Raw genomic sequence first — 13,130 nt, forward strand, 5'->3', positions numbered from 1 at the left:
GGCTCGCAACTCTGTGTCGGTTTCGCGACAACAACCGGCTACACCGGTTTCGGGGACGGCCGGAATGCCGCCGCTCCCTTAACATGGATGACGCGTGCCAAACCCGGCAAAGGAGACTCCTATGTCCGTAGTCGAGGATTCGATCAGCCAGCTCCGCGCCGTCCGCGACTCCATAGACGGCGGCCGGACTCAGGTGTCCAGCGCCTCCGAGGAGCTCGAACGGCATCAGGGAGCGATAGACCAGGCGTCCAGGGCGATAGAGGAAGTCTCGAATTCGACCGCCACGGCCGCGGACGGACTCGAGCAACTGGCGAGCGCGACCAGAGCCCTCAATTACGACTCCACGGCCGCCAGCGTCGAGAACGCCAAGGAGCGCGTCTCCAATGCCACCGCTCACCTGCTGGCGGCCCGGCAGCACGTCGAGCAGGCCGCCAGCGAGATCGGCCTGGTGCGCCGGACGCTCGGCGAGACCTCGGGCACTCTCGACCAGTCCGACACGGCCGTGGAAGAGGCGATCAGCCGGCTTTCGTCATTGCCGTTATCGGGCGGAGCCTCCGGCGGATCGGGCGCCCGGGAGTTCCTTTCGGAGTTGCGGTTCAAACTGCCCCGGAACCACATGAGACTGGGGAACCCGCATTCGCGGCACCGGCTCCGGAAGGTGGCCAAGAGCAAATACGTGGACAAGGAGAACACGGTCGCATTGCCCTACATCGATCTGGTGAAGGACGCCGAGGCCATCAGGTCGGGCAAGGCGCTGTGGAACAAGAAGACCGAGCGGTACCACGTCAACGGCCGCCAGTACGCGGCCAAGGACAAGGACGGCAAGACCAGGCTCTACCCGGTCGCGGGCGACGGCCTGATTCCGCTGACGAGCGGCGAGTACAAGGCGCTCCAGGGGATGATGCTCGCGGGAGGCGACCGGGCGAAGCGGCCCGAGCACTTCCTGAGAAACCTCAGCATCGGCGGTGGCGACTGGGACAGGGCCGCGGTGCTGTACGAACTCACCCGCGGGGACGAAGAGGGGGACCGTCCATGATCTTCGAGATCATCTTCGAGCGCGGCACGTCCGCTACCGCGCTCCGGGACGCGATGGCCGAGCGGTTCGCCGTCCCTTCAGAGAGCGTGTTCATCGGCACCACCGACGAACTCGAACGGCTCCTTCTGGATCGCAAGGACATGCCGTACCCGATGGCCGTCATCGGCGGCGAACCGCGCTCGGGAGAGTTCAGCTGCTCGCTCACCGGCCACGACCAGCTGATCGAGGCGGTCGGCGGGCTCAGCGTGGTGGCGCTGGCGACCGTGCTGTCCAAGTCGACGGGGGCCCGCGCGCTGCTCGGCGACGGCGGGTACGTCTCGGAGTGCTTCACGATGGTGACCCCCGACGGCTGGCACGGGCGGGTCATGCTCGCCGACGACGTCCTCGACGAACCGGTGTTCAACCTGGACTACGCCCTCCAGCCGGTCCCGTCCGATCCGTCGATCCCGGTCGTCGAGGAGGCCCACCAGAAGGGCTGGTACCCCGACGGCGAGGTGCCCGAGGCGGGCTACGCCTTTCCCGAGGACGAGCCGGAGGGGCCCTCGGCCCCCGATGGGCGAGAATGAGGTCCGATACTGAGTTGCGTTCGGGCTAATCCCTTTGAGATGAAGGAGCATCGGCATGGCGTCGGTCGAAGATTCGATCAATGAGTTGCAGGCGGTCCAGGATTCGGTCGAGACCCAGCAGGGTGCCGTGGCTGGAGCGGGCGAGGGTTTGGAGAGCCCGCAGGGGCAGACGGGGGGCGCCGGAGAGGCGCTCGAGGGGGTCGCGGCCGACACCGAGGCGGCCATGAGCAATCTGGAGGAGCTCCAGGCGCAGACGGCCGCCCTCGGCTACGGTGAGAACGCCGAACTGGTCGGGGCGGCGCGGGATTCGGTCGAGAACGCGCGCAACCAGCTCCAGACGGTCAAGGAGCGGATCACCGAGTTGTCGGGGCAGCTCCAGACGATCAAGGACGCGCTCACCGAGACTTCGGGGCAGCTGGGCCAGGTGCACAGCACCTTCGATCAGGCCAAGACCCAGTTGCAGTCGCTCTCCTAGAGCGGCCGCTCGGGCCCTGTCGCCTTCGGGCGGTGGGGCCCTTCGCCGTCTTCGGACCCGGCCGGAGCGGCAGTCCGAAACAGCGCCGAGATTGGAAATTTTCTTCGCATCGTTGACAACATTAGAAGTTTTCCGCCATTCTGTTCTTCTCAACAAGCCCGAGCCTCCATCGACCCGGCCGGTGGGGCACTGCGCGCGGATCCGAATGCGAGGGAGTCCACCCCCGATGAGAAGCAGCATCCCCACCAGGCGCATCGCAGCAGCGGCGGCGGCGCTGGCGGTCGCCGCCGGCGCCCTCGCCGGCACCGCGAGCGGCGCCGCCGCCCAAGACGACGTCGACCGCCTCCTGATCGCCACCGACCAGGAGGTCGACACTTTCAACCCCTTCAAGTCCCGCTACATCATCACCTACAACACGAACACGATGACCTACGAGTCGCTCATCAGGCCCTCGGCCGAGAGCTACGAGCCCGAGCCGGGCCTGGCCACCGAATGGGAGGAGTCCGGGGACGGTCTGACGTGGACCTTCCAGATCCGGGAGGGCGCGGAGTGGTCGGACGGCGAGCCGCTGACGGCCCACGACGTGGCCTACACCTACGGCCTCTTGATCGAGAACGAGGACATCCGCGACTGGAACATCGACGTCGCCGGGAACTTCGTCTCGGCCGAGGCGACCGATGACACCACGTTCGTGCTCACGCTGAACGAGCCCGCGCCGTCGGCGATCCTGAGCTCCCAGACCTTCATCGTGCCCCAGCACATCTGGGAGGACTACCCCGACCCGGCCGCCGACGACGCCAACGACGAGCTGCCGCTGGTCGGCTCGGGGCCGTTCCAGGTCGCCGAGTACCGCACCGACGAGCTGCTCCGGCTGGAGGCCAACGAGAACTACTGGGGCGGGGCGCCCGCCTTCGACGAACTGGTCTACGACTACTACAACGAGCCCGACGCGGCCGTGGCCGCGCTCGAGGCCGGCGAGGTCGACATCGTCAACGGCCTCAACCCCGCCCAGGTCGAGGCGCTCGAGGCCCAGGACCACGTCACGGTCAACAACGCCCAGGGGCGGCGGTTCGTCTCGATCACCTTCAACCACGGCGCGGCCACCGCCGACGGCACGGAGTACGGCGACGGGCACCCGGCCCTGCGCGACCCGGTCGTCCGGCAGGCGATGCACACCGCGATCGACAAGCAGGAACTGGTCGACCGGGTCCTGGACGGCAACGGCACCCCCGCGACCTCGCTCATTCCGGCGATCTTCGAGCAGTGGCACTGGGAAGGCGGGGACTCGCTGGTGGAGTTCGACATCAACGAGGCCAACCGGATGCTCGACGAGGCCGGTTACGAGCTCGGCGAGGACGGCGTCCGCACCATGCCCGACTCCGACCAGCGGCTGAGCTTCCGCTTCTACCACCACGCCGACAACACCGACTACGCCACGATCGTCGAGTTCGTCTCGGAGTGGTGGGAGGAGATCGGGATCGAGGTCGACGCCGAGCCGATCGAGCAGGGCAGCCTCAACGACCTGGTGTACCTCGGCGAGTACGACATCGCCTTCTCCGGCTGGGGCACCGGCCCCAACCCGTCCGACATGCTCGGCATGCACACCTGCGCGGTCCTGCCGACCGGCACCGACGGCTCGGAGCGCTCGCACGAGAACTTCTACTGCGACGAGGAGTTCGACTCCCTCCACGAGCGGCAGAAAGTCGAGTCCGACCCCGACGCACGCGCCGAGCTCGTGAAGGAGCAGCAGCGGATCCTCTACGAGGACGCGCCGGTGGTCTGGGTGTACTACCAGAACGTCCTCGAGGCATACAACCACGATAAAGTGGACGGTCTGACGACCCAGCCGTCCGAGAACGGGATGATCACCGGCCAGGAGGGCTTCCAGTACTCCTACTGGTCGGCCACGCCCGTCGACGGCGGCGGCGAGGAGGGCGGCGCCTCGACCGGCGTCCTCATCGGGGTCGGCGTCGCGGCCGCGGCGGTGGTGGTCGCCGCGGTGGTGTTCTTCGTGCGCCGCAGGAGCACGGCCGACGAGCGGGAATGAAGGGCTTCGATGACCGATAGCTCGCCGTCCGCGGACAGGGACCGACAGGCCCCGTCCGCGGACCCGCCCGAGCGGCGAACCGGGCGGATCACCACGGGATTCGGCCGCTACCTGCTCAAACACGTCGGCGGCGCGGCGGTCTCGCTGCTGCTGGTGCTGTTCTCCTCGTTCTTCATCTTCCGGCTCGTCGCCGGGGACCCGATCGACCAGCTCACGCGCGAGCGGCCGGTGACCCCGGAGCAGCGGGAGGCGATGCGCGCCGAACTGGGCCTGGACCAGCCGATGTGGAACCAGTTCATCGACTACCTCACCGGGACGCTGACCGGCGACTTCGGCACCTCGTTCCAGTATCGCCGCCCGATCTTCGACCTGATCGTCGAGCGGCTCCCGGCGACCCTGCTGCTGTCGGGCACCGGAGTGGTGCTGGCGGTCCTGCTGGGGTTCTGGATCGGCTCGCGCGCCGGGTGGCGGCAGGGCAGCCGCTTCGACCGGACCCAGGTGACCACGGGGCTGCTGCTGTACTCGGCGCCGACGTTCTGGCTGGGCATGATCGCGATCCTGGTCTTCGCCAGGTCCCTGGAACTGTTCCCGGTCAACGGGATGAGATCACCCGGCACCCCCGACGACTTCCTGTCGCAGGCGGTCGACATCGGGCACCACCTGGTGCTGCCGGTGCTGACCTACACCGCGGTCGTCTACGCCGGGTACCTGATGGTGATGCGCTCCTCCATCCTCGACGAGCGCGGCAGCGACTACCTGACCACCGCGCGCGCCAAGGGCCTGCGCGACGACGACGTGCGGCGCAGGCACGCAGTCCCGAACGCGCTGCTGCCGACGATCACCCTGGTGTTCCTGGCGATCGGCAACATCGTCAACGGCGCGATCGTCACCGAGACGGTGTTCAGCTGGCCGGGCCTGGGGAGGCTGTTCGTGCAGTCGATCTTCTACCCCGACCGGCCCATGCTCCAGGCCCTGTTCGTGCTGTTCTCCTCGACCACCATCGTCGCGGTGCTGTGCGCGGAGATCCTCTACTGGTTCCTCGATCCCAGAATCAGGCGGGCGTCATGAACGGCGGGAAGAACGGAGCGGCGATGTCGCCGCGCGCGGTCGTGTGGGCGCGGCGGCGCCGGGCCCTGGCGCGCACCTGGCGGGACTACCGGCGCCAGCGCGGCGGCATGGTCGGGCTGATCCTGCTCGGCGCGATCGTGCTCGCGGCGATCGGAGCGCCGCTGCTGGCCGACGGTTCCGGTCTGAGCGTCACCGAGGCCACCGGCGGCCGCATGGAGCCGCCGAGCGCGCGGTTCCCGCTCGGCACCGACGAGGTGGGCCGGTCGATACTGACGCTGACGATCTGGGGCGCGCGGCTGTCGCTCCTGATCGGGCTGACCGCGACCGTGGTCGCCATCGTCATCGGCACCCTGATCGGCGTGACCAGCGGCCACATCGGAGGCTGGTACGGCTGGGTGGCGCTGCGCGTCTCGGACTGGTTCATGGTGCTGCCCAGCTTGGTCGTGGCGATCGCCCTGCTGGCGGTCATGGGCCGCAGCGCCGTCACGACGGTGGTGGTGATCGCGATCGTGTCGTGGTCGGGCACGGCCCGGCTGGTGCGGGCCCAGACGCTGACGGTGCGGGCCCGCCCGTACCTGGAGCGGGCACGGGTGCTCGGGGCCGGCCACTGGCACCTGATGACCCGGCACATCCTGCCGAACGTACTTCCGCTGGTGCTGGCCAGCGCGACGCTGCTGGTGCCCAGCGCGATCCTGATGGAGTCCTCGCTGGCCTGGCTCGGCCTGGGCGACCCGAACATCGTCTCGTGGGGCTCGGTCCTGAACCGGGCCTGGCGCAACGGCGCGGTCTCGGCGCAGGCGTGGTGGTACCTGCTGCCGCCGGGCCTGGCGATCCTGGTGGTGGTGGCCGCGTTCATGATGTGCGGGCGCGCGCTCGAAGCGGTGTTCAACCCGCGGCTGCGGGGTGGGGGCCGGTGAGCCTGCTGGAGATCAGGGACCTGCACGTGACCTACCGGTCCTCGACCGGGCCGGTCCCGGCCGTGCGCGGCGTCGACCTGGCCGTGGACGCCGGGTGGACGCTCGGGGTGGCCGGGGAGTCCGGCTGCGGGAAGTCCACGCTGGCGCTGGCGGTGCTGCGGCTGCTGCCGCCGACCGCCGAGGTGGCCGGCGAGATCCTCCTGGACGGCGAGGACGTGCTCACCATGAAGTGGGGGCGCCTGCGGGCCGTCCGCTGGGCCGGCGCCTCGATCGTGTTCCAGGGCGCGATGCACTCGCTCAACGCCGTGCAGCGGATCGGCCCGCAGATCGCCGAACCCATCTTGATGCACAGCCTGGTGCACGGTAGAGGGTCCAAGGCGACCGCGTTGGAGCGGGCCGAGCGGCTCCTCGAACACGTCGGGCTGCCGAAGTGGCGGTCCGCGAACTATCCGCACGAGCTGTCCGGGGGCCAGCGGCAGCGGGTCATGATCGCCATGGCCCTGGCCTGCGAGCCCGACCTGATCATCGCCGACGAGGCGACCACGGCCCTGGACGTGATGGTGCAGGCCCAGGTCCTCGAGCTCATCGCCTCCCTGGTGGCCGAGCACCGGGTGGGGCTGCTGATGATCAGCCACGACCTGTCGGTGCTCTCCGGCAACTGCGACCGGGTCGCGGTCATGTACGCCGGGCGCGTGGTCGAGACCGGCCCGGCCGACGAGGTGTTCGAGCGGGCCCGCCACCCGTACTCGGCGGCGCTGGGCTCGGCGTTCCCGGCCATCGGGGACCCCCGCTCGCGGCTGCGGCCGGGCGGGCTGCCAGGAGACCCGCCGGACCCGGCCGAGCTGCCAGAGGGCTGCTCGTTCCATCCCAGGTGCGCGGTGGCCCTGGAGCGGTGCGGGACCGAGGAGCCGCGGCTGCTGGAACTGGACGGGCGGCGGCACAGCGCCTGCTTCGTCGCCCAGGGCGGCGGGCCGGTCGAATCGGAGGTGGAGCGGTGAGCGGAAGTCTGTCCGCACAGGAACTGTCGGTCGAGTTCGCTCTGCCGGGCGGGCGCACCGCCAAGGCCGTCGACCGGGTGAACCTGGAGGTCGCCCCGGGCGAGATCGTGGCGCTGGCCGGCGAGTCGGGCTGCGGTAAGACCACGCTGGCCCGCACGCTCCTGGGTCTGGAACGCGCCACCGGCGGCCAAGTGGTCTTCGGCGGGGAGCCGCTGTCGTATTCGGCCAGGTCGCTCAAGGCGTACCGGCGGCACGTGCAGCTGGTCCTCCAGGACCCGACCGGGGCGCTCAACCCGCGCCACACGATCTACGACGCCGTGGCCGAGGGGCTGCGCATCCACGGGATCACCGACGACGAGACCGAGCGGGTCGCCTCGGCGCTGTCGCGGGCCGGGCTGCGACCGGCCGAGCGGTTCTTCCTGTCCTATCCGCACGAGCTGTCCGGCGGGCAGCGGCAGCGCGCGGTGATCGCCGGGGCGCTCGTGCTGGAGCCGAGCATCATCGTCGCCGACGAGCCGGTGGCGAGCCTGGACGCGTCGGTGCGCGGAGAGATCCTGGCGCTGCTGCTGCGGCTCCGCGACCAGATGGACCTCGGGGCGCTGGTCATCACGCACGACCTGGGGCTGGCCTGGAGCATCGCCGACCGGATCGCGGTGATGTACCTGGGCCGGATCGTCGAGCAGGGCCCGGTCGAGCGGGTGCTGACCGACCCGCGGCACCCGTACACGCGGGCGCTGGTGTCGGTCCTGCCGGACTCGCCGCTGCCGAAACCGATCGTGCTCTCCGGGGAGCTGCCGGACGCCTCCAGCATCCCGGGCGGGTGCCGGTTCCGGCCGCGCTGCCAGGAGGTGGCCTCGGGGCGGGCGAGCGCGGTCCTGTCCGACTGCGACCGAACCGATCCGGGCGTGCTCGCCGCCGACTCCCACGAGGTGGCCTGCCACCTGCACCGGCTGAGGGACGGCTCGTGAGGATCCTCGTCAGCGCCGACATGGAGGGCGCGACCGGGGTGACCTGCCCGGCGGACGTCCTGCCGGGCGGCCCGGCCTGGGAGCGGATGCGGCCGGTGTTCACCGGGGACGTGAACGCGGCCGTGGCCGGGCTGCTCGTGTGGGCCGAGACGGTGCTGGTCAACGAGGCGCACTGGACGATGCGGAACCTGCTGCTGGAGCGGCTCGACCGGCGGGCGACCATGATCACCGGCCGGCACAAGCCGCTGTCGATGATGGAGGGCGTCCAATACGGCGGGATCGACGGGGTCGTGTTCCTCGGCTACCACGCCGGGGCCGGGAGCGGGGGCGTGCTGGCCCACACCTATCTGGCCAATTCGATCACCGGGGTGTGGCTCGACGGGGAGCGGGCCGGTGAGGGGCGGCTGAACGCGGCGCTGGCCGCCGAGTTCGGGGTGCCGGTGATCCTGGTGACCGGCGACGACAAGACCGTCGAGGACGCCTCGGGCTACGCTCCCGAGGCCCTCGGCGTCGCGGTCAAGCGGTACGTCTCGCGCTACGCCGCCGAGTGCCGCACCCCTGAGGCGACCGCGCTGGACATCACCGCCGCCGCCGAGGGCGCGGCCGAGCTGGCCGGGCGGGTCGACCCGGTGGTCCTCCCCCACCGCTTCGAGATCGAATTCGACGCCGAGCACCTGGTCGGCGCCGCGACCGTGGTCCCGGGAGTCGAGGCCGAGGGCGGGCGTCGGGTGTCGTACGAATCGGCCACCATGTACGAGGGCATCCGGTGCTTCAAGGCGGTGACCACGGTGGTCTCCGCGGCAGTAGAGGAGCAGTATGGCTGAGCCGCAAGCGATCGTCGACGAGCGGGCCCTCGACGAGGTCATCCGCTTCACCTCAGAGTTGATCCGCATCGACACCACCAACCGCGGCGGCGGAGACGGCCGCGAACGCGAGGCGGCCGAGTACGCCGCCGAGCGCCTGGCCGAGGCGGGAGTCGAATCGGAGATCATCGAGAAGGCGCCGGGGCGGTCGAACCTGGTCGCCCGCATCGAGGGCACCGACCCCGAGTCGGCCGCGCTACTGGTGCACGGGCACCTCGACGTGGTCCCGGCCGAGGCCGCCGACTGGAGCGTCGAGCCGTTCTCCGGGGAGGTCCGCGACGGCATCGTATGGGGCCGCGGGGCGCTGGACATGAAGAGCATGGACGCGATGGTGCTGGCGACGGTGCGGGCCTGGGCGCGGGCCGGGGTGCGACCCAGGCGCGACATCGTCGTCGCCTTCACCGCCGACGAGGAGGCCAGCGCCGAGTACGGGGCCGGCTTCCTGGCCGACCACCACGGCGAGCGGTTCGCCGACTGCACCGAGGGCATCAGCGAGTCGGGCGGGTTCACCTTCCACGGCGGCGAGGGGCTGCGCCTCTACCCGATCGGGGCCGGGGAGCGGGGCACGGCGTGGCTGGACCTGCGCGCCCGGGGCCGGGCCGGGCACGGCTCGAAGGCCAACCCTGACAACGCGGTCACCGCGATCGCCGAGGCGATCGCGCGGATCGGCCGGCACCGGTGGCCGGTGCGGCTGGTCCCGACCGTGCGGGCGGCGCTGACCGAACTGGCCGCGGTGTACGGGATCGAGCCCGACCTGGACGATGTGGACGGGCTGCTCGAGAGGCTCGGACCGGCCGCGCAACTGGTCGAGTCGACCGTCCGCAACAGCTCGAATCCGACGGTCCTGGAGGCCGGGTACAAGGTCAACGTGATTCCCGAGCACGCCGCCGCGCAGGTGGACGGCCGGATGCTCCCCGGCTGCGAGGACGAGTTCGTGGCCACGATGGACGAGCTCACCGGGCCCGACGTCGAATGGCGGTTCCATCACCGCGAAGTGCCGCTGGGCGCGCCGGTAGACTCGCCGACGTTCGCGGCCATGGCGGCCGCGGTGCGCAAGTTCGATCCCGAGGGCCATCCGGTCCCCTACTGCATGTCCGGCGGCACCGACGCCAAGCAGTTCTCGCGGCTGGGCATCACCGGCTACGGGTTCTCGCCGCTGAAGCTGCCGCCCGAGTTCGGCTACGGCAAGCTCGCCCACGGCGTGGACGAGCGGGTTCCGGTCGAAGGGCTCGAGTTCGGGCTGCGGGTGCTGGAGGACTTCTTGCGCGATGTCGAAGGGAGGCCGGCATGACCGTCGCGCCATATGGAACCTGGAAATCTCCGATCACGGCCGACATGGTGGCCGAAGGGGACGGCCGCCCGGGGCACCTCGGCGTGGTCGGCGGCGAGCTGTGGTGGACCGAGCCGCGTCCGGCCGAGGGCGGGCGGCGCACGCTGGTCCGCCGCCGCGCGGACGGGTCGTCCGAATCGGTCCTGCCCGAGCCTTGGAACGTCCGCAACCGGGTCCACGAGTACGGCGGCACCCCGTGGGTCGGGACGATGACCGAATCCGGCCCGGTGGTGGTGTTCTCGAACTTCTCCGACCAGCGGCTGTACCGGTTCGAACCGGACTCGGGGCGCGCTCCGACGCCGTTGACGCCGGTCCCGATCTTTCCGAGCGGCCTCCGCTGGTGCGACATGGCGGTCGACGTCGAACGCGGCGAGGTCTGGGCGGTGGTCGAGGACTTCCTCGGCGAGCGCCCCACCGAGCTGCGGCGTTTCATCGCCGCCGTTCCGCTGGACGGCTCGGCCGTCGACGACCGGACGGCGATCCGGCCGCTGACCTCGGACGAGTACCGGTTCACCACCGGACCCAAGGTGAGCCCGGACGGTTCGGCGGTGGCGTGGATCGTCTGGAACCACCCGCACATGCCTTGGGACGAGACGGAACTGCGGGTCGCGACGATCACTCCCTCGGGGACGTTCGCGGACGAGCGGACGATCGCCGGCGGTTCGGGGGAGTCGATCGCGCAGGTCGAATGGGCCGGAGGCGACCTGCTGATCGCGAGCGACCGCTCCGGCTGGTGGAACCTGCACCGGGTCGACCCGGAATCCGGGGACACCGAGGCGCTGTACCCGGTCGAGGCCGAGTTCGCCGGTCCGATGTGGGGCCTGGGGATGCGGTGGTTCCAGCCGCTGGGAGACGGCCGCGTCGTCGCCGTCCACGGCAGGGGCGAGAGCCGGCTGGGCGTGTACGACCCGGCCGACCGCGGCCTGTCCCGGGTCGCCGAGAGTTGGACCGAGTGGGCCCCCGGCCTGATCGCCGACGGCGAGGTCGTCTACGGCATCGCCGCGAGCGCGACCACCGGCTACGAGGTCGTCGAGTACGACACCCGGCGAGACGCGGCACGCGTCGTCGCCCACCGGCATGTAGACCTCGTCGACCCGGGCTACTACCCCAGGCCCGAGCACCGGACCTTCACCGGTCCGGACGGCCGCGAGGTCCACGCCCACCTCTACCCGCCGCACAACCCCGACTTCGAGGCCCCCACGGGGGAACTGCCGCCCTACGCGGTCTGGGTCCACGGCGGACCGACCGGTCACGCCAGGGCCGCGCTCGACCTGGAGCTGGCCTACTTCACCTCGCGCGGCATCGGCGTGGTCGAGGTGAACTACGGCGGCTCGACCGGCTACGGGCGCGGGTACCGCGACCGGCTCCGCGGCCAGTGGGGCGTGGTGGACGTCGAGGACTGCGCGGCAGTGGCCAAGGCTCTCGCGAAGGAGGGCGTCGCCGACCGGTCGCGGCTGGCGATCCGCGGCGGCAGCGCCGGGGGCTGGACCTCGGCGGCCTCGCTGACCTCGCCCGCGGCCGAGGGCGTGTACGCGTGCGCGACCGTCAAGTTCCCGATCCTCGACCTGTCAGGGTGGACCGCCGACGACACGCACGACTTCGAGTCCCAGTACGTCTACTCCATCGTCGGGCCGCCCGGGGAGCTGGAGCGGCGCTCGCGCGAGCGGTCCCCGGTCCGGCACGCCGACCGGATCGAAGTGCCGTTCCTGCTGCTCCAGGGGCTGGAGGACGCGATCTGCCCTCCGGAGCAGTCCGAGAAGCTGCTGCGGGCCATCGCGGGCCGCGGCGTCCCGCACGCCTACCGGGCCTATGAGGGCGAGCAGCATGGTTTCCGGCGGGCCGAGACCATCCGCGACGCGGTGCTCGCCGAGCATTCGCTGTACGCGCAGGTCCTCGGATTCGACGGCCCCGAACGGCGGCTGGAGCTGCGGACGTGACCCCGCTGGAGCGCCCGCCGCGCCTGCGGCCCGGCGACCGGGTGGCGGTGGTCGCTCCCAGCGGCCCGATGCCGCCGCGCGAATTGGAGCGGGGCGTGGCCGTCCTCCGCGAGTGGGGCCTCGAACCGGTGGTGATGCCGCACGTGCTCGACGGGCATCCGGGGCTGCGGTACCTGGCCGCGTCCGACGCCGACCGGGCCGCAGACTTCGAGCGGGCCTGGAGCGACGATTCGCTCGCCGGGATCGTCGCGGCGCGCGGCGGCTACGGCGCGCAGCGGATGCTCGACCTGGTGGACTGGAACCGCCTGGCCGGGGGCGAGCCGAAGGTCGTCGTCGGTTTCAGTGACGCCACCGCGCTGCAGGAGGCGGTCGCGCTCAGGCTCGGCGTGGCGTCCCTGCACGGCCCGATGCCGGCTCTGGCGCACTTCCTCGACCACCCGGAGTCCCAGGAGCACCTGCGGCTGACCCTGTTCGAACCGGAATCGGTCCAGAAGCTGGCCCCGTCCGGGGCGCGGACGATGGTGCCCGGCCGGGCCGAGGGGGTCACCTTCGGCGGCACGCTGAGCCTGCTGGCCTCGGGCGTCGGCACCGCTGAGCACCGCCCGCGCGCGGACGGCGGCATCCTGCTGCTGGAGGAGATCGACGAGGCCGACTACCGGATCGACCGGTTCCTGACACAGATGCGCCGCTCCGGCTGGCTGGACGGCGTCGCCGGGATCGTCCTGGGCTCGTGGACCGAGAGCGGCCCGTACGAGCGGGTGCGGTCGGTCCTGCTCGACCGCCTCGGGGACCTGGGCGCGCCGATCGTCGAGGAGTTCGGCTTCGGCCACTGCGCGCCGTCGCTGACGGTGCCGCTGGGCGTCCCCGCCCGGTTGGACGCCGACGCCGGGACGCTCGACTTCGTCGTCCCGGCGCTCCGCTAGCG

The 13,130-nt window shown here is 71.1% G+C and carries 12 protein-coding genes; all 12 read left to right on the top strand.

Annotated elements, in window-relative coordinates:
• Nucleotides 1-121: 121 nt before the first annotated feature.
• Nucleotides 122-1,036, top strand: a complete 915-nt coding sequence (locus tag JFB92_RS04145; protein WP_199035165.1) for a methyl-accepting chemotaxis protein — start codon at nucleotides 122-124, stop codon at nucleotides 1,034-1,036.
• Nucleotides 1,033-1,602, top strand: a complete 570-nt coding sequence (locus tag JFB92_RS04150; RefSeq protein WP_199035167.1) for a hypothetical protein — start codon at nucleotides 1,033-1,035, stop codon at nucleotides 1,600-1,602. The genes JFB92_RS04145 and JFB92_RS04150 overlap by 4 nt, the downstream gene beginning before the upstream one ends.
• Nucleotides 1,603-1,657: 55 nt before the next feature.
• On the top strand, nucleotides 1,658-2,077 hold the full coding sequence (locus JFB92_RS04155) for a hypothetical protein (protein ID WP_199035169.1): 420 nt from the start codon (nucleotides 1,658-1,660) through the stop codon (nucleotides 2,075-2,077).
• Nucleotides 2,078-2,303: 226 nt separating this feature from the next.
• On the top strand, nucleotides 2,304-4,124 hold the full coding sequence (locus JFB92_RS04160; RefSeq protein ID WP_199035170.1) for an ABC transporter substrate-binding protein: 1,821 nt from the start codon (nucleotides 2,304-2,306) through the stop codon (nucleotides 4,122-4,124).
• Nucleotides 4,125-4,133: 9 nt separating this feature from the next.
• Nucleotides 4,134-5,192, top strand: coding sequence for an ABC transporter permease (locus tag JFB92_RS04165; RefSeq protein ID WP_199035171.1), 1,059 nt, complete (start codon nucleotides 4,134-4,136; stop codon nucleotides 5,190-5,192).
• Nucleotides 5,189-6,109, top strand: coding sequence for an ABC transporter permease (locus JFB92_RS04170; RefSeq protein ID WP_233162268.1), 921 nt, complete (start codon nucleotides 5,189-5,191; stop codon nucleotides 6,107-6,109). Before JFB92_RS04165 ends, JFB92_RS04170 begins: the two co-directional genes overlap by 4 nt.
• The gene (locus JFB92_RS04175; protein ID WP_199035172.1) at nucleotides 6,106-7,107 is read left to right on the top strand and encodes an ABC transporter ATP-binding protein; all 1,002 of its coding nucleotides are present in this window, start codon (nucleotides 6,106-6,108) and stop codon (nucleotides 7,105-7,107) included. Before JFB92_RS04170 ends, JFB92_RS04175 begins: the two co-directional genes overlap by 4 nt.
• On the top strand, nucleotides 7,104-8,075 hold the full coding sequence (locus JFB92_RS04180; protein ID WP_199035173.1) for an ABC transporter ATP-binding protein: 972 nt from the start codon (nucleotides 7,104-7,106) through the stop codon (nucleotides 8,073-8,075). The genes JFB92_RS04175 and JFB92_RS04180 overlap by 4 nt, the downstream gene beginning before the upstream one ends.
• Nucleotides 8,072-8,899: a M55 family metallopeptidase gene (locus tag JFB92_RS04185; RefSeq protein ID WP_199035174.1), complete on the top strand. Its 828-nt coding sequence runs from the start codon at nucleotides 8,072-8,074 to the stop codon at nucleotides 8,897-8,899. Before JFB92_RS04180 ends, JFB92_RS04185 begins: the two co-directional genes overlap by 4 nt.
• Nucleotides 8,892-10,229 (top strand): M20/M25/M40 family metallo-hydrolase, encoded by a 1,338-nt coding sequence (locus tag JFB92_RS04190; RefSeq protein ID WP_199035175.1) that lies wholly within the window; start codon nucleotides 8,892-8,894, stop codon nucleotides 10,227-10,229. The genes JFB92_RS04185 and JFB92_RS04190 overlap by 8 nt, the downstream gene beginning before the upstream one ends.
• Entirely contained in the window at nucleotides 10,226-12,205 is a 1,980-nt protein-coding gene (locus tag JFB92_RS04195; protein WP_199035176.1) for a prolyl oligopeptidase family serine peptidase, read from the top strand. The genes JFB92_RS04190 and JFB92_RS04195 overlap by 4 nt, the downstream gene beginning before the upstream one ends.
• On the top strand, nucleotides 12,202-13,128 hold the full coding sequence (locus tag JFB92_RS04200; protein ID WP_307789012.1) for a S66 peptidase family protein: 927 nt from the start codon (nucleotides 12,202-12,204) through the stop codon (nucleotides 13,126-13,128). Before JFB92_RS04195 ends, JFB92_RS04200 begins: the two co-directional genes overlap by 4 nt.
• Nucleotides 13,129-13,130: the final 2 nt, after the last annotated feature.

The sequence above is a fragment of the Glycomyces salinus genome (assembly GCF_016428645.1).
GTDB classification, from domain to species: domain Bacteria; phylum Actinomycetota; class Actinomycetes; order Mycobacteriales; family Micromonosporaceae; genus Glycomyces; species Glycomyces salinus.

What these genes read in the sequence shown, in the direction of transcription:
- JFB92_RS04145 (WP_199035165.1), top strand. Translation starts at nt 122, where the DNA reads ATGTCCGTAGTCGAGGATTCGATCAGCCAGCTCCGCGCCGTCCGCGAC.
- JFB92_RS04150 (WP_199035167.1), top strand. Translation starts at nt 1,033, where the DNA reads ATGATCTTCGAGATCATCTTCGAGCGCGGCACGTCCGCTACCGCGCTC.
- JFB92_RS04155 (WP_199035169.1), top strand. Translation starts at nt 1,658, where the DNA reads ATGGCGTCGGTCGAAGATTCGATCAATGAGTTGCAGGCGGTCCAGGAT.
- JFB92_RS04160 (WP_199035170.1), top strand. Translation starts at nt 2,304, where the DNA reads ATGAGAAGCAGCATCCCCACCAGGCGCATCGCAGCAGCGGCGGCGGCG.
- JFB92_RS04165 (WP_199035171.1), top strand. Translation starts at nt 4,134, where the DNA reads ATGACCGATAGCTCGCCGTCCGCGGACAGGGACCGACAGGCCCCGTCC.
- JFB92_RS04170 (WP_233162268.1), top strand. Translation starts at nt 5,189, where the DNA reads ATGAACGGCGGGAAGAACGGAGCGGCGATGTCGCCGCGCGCGGTCGTG.
- JFB92_RS04190 (WP_199035175.1), top strand. Translation starts at nt 8,892, where the DNA reads ATGGCTGAGCCGCAAGCGATCGTCGACGAGCGGGCCCTCGACGAGGTC.
- JFB92_RS04195 (WP_199035176.1), top strand. Translation starts at nt 10,226, where the DNA reads ATGACCGTCGCGCCATATGGAACCTGGAAATCTCCGATCACGGCCGAC.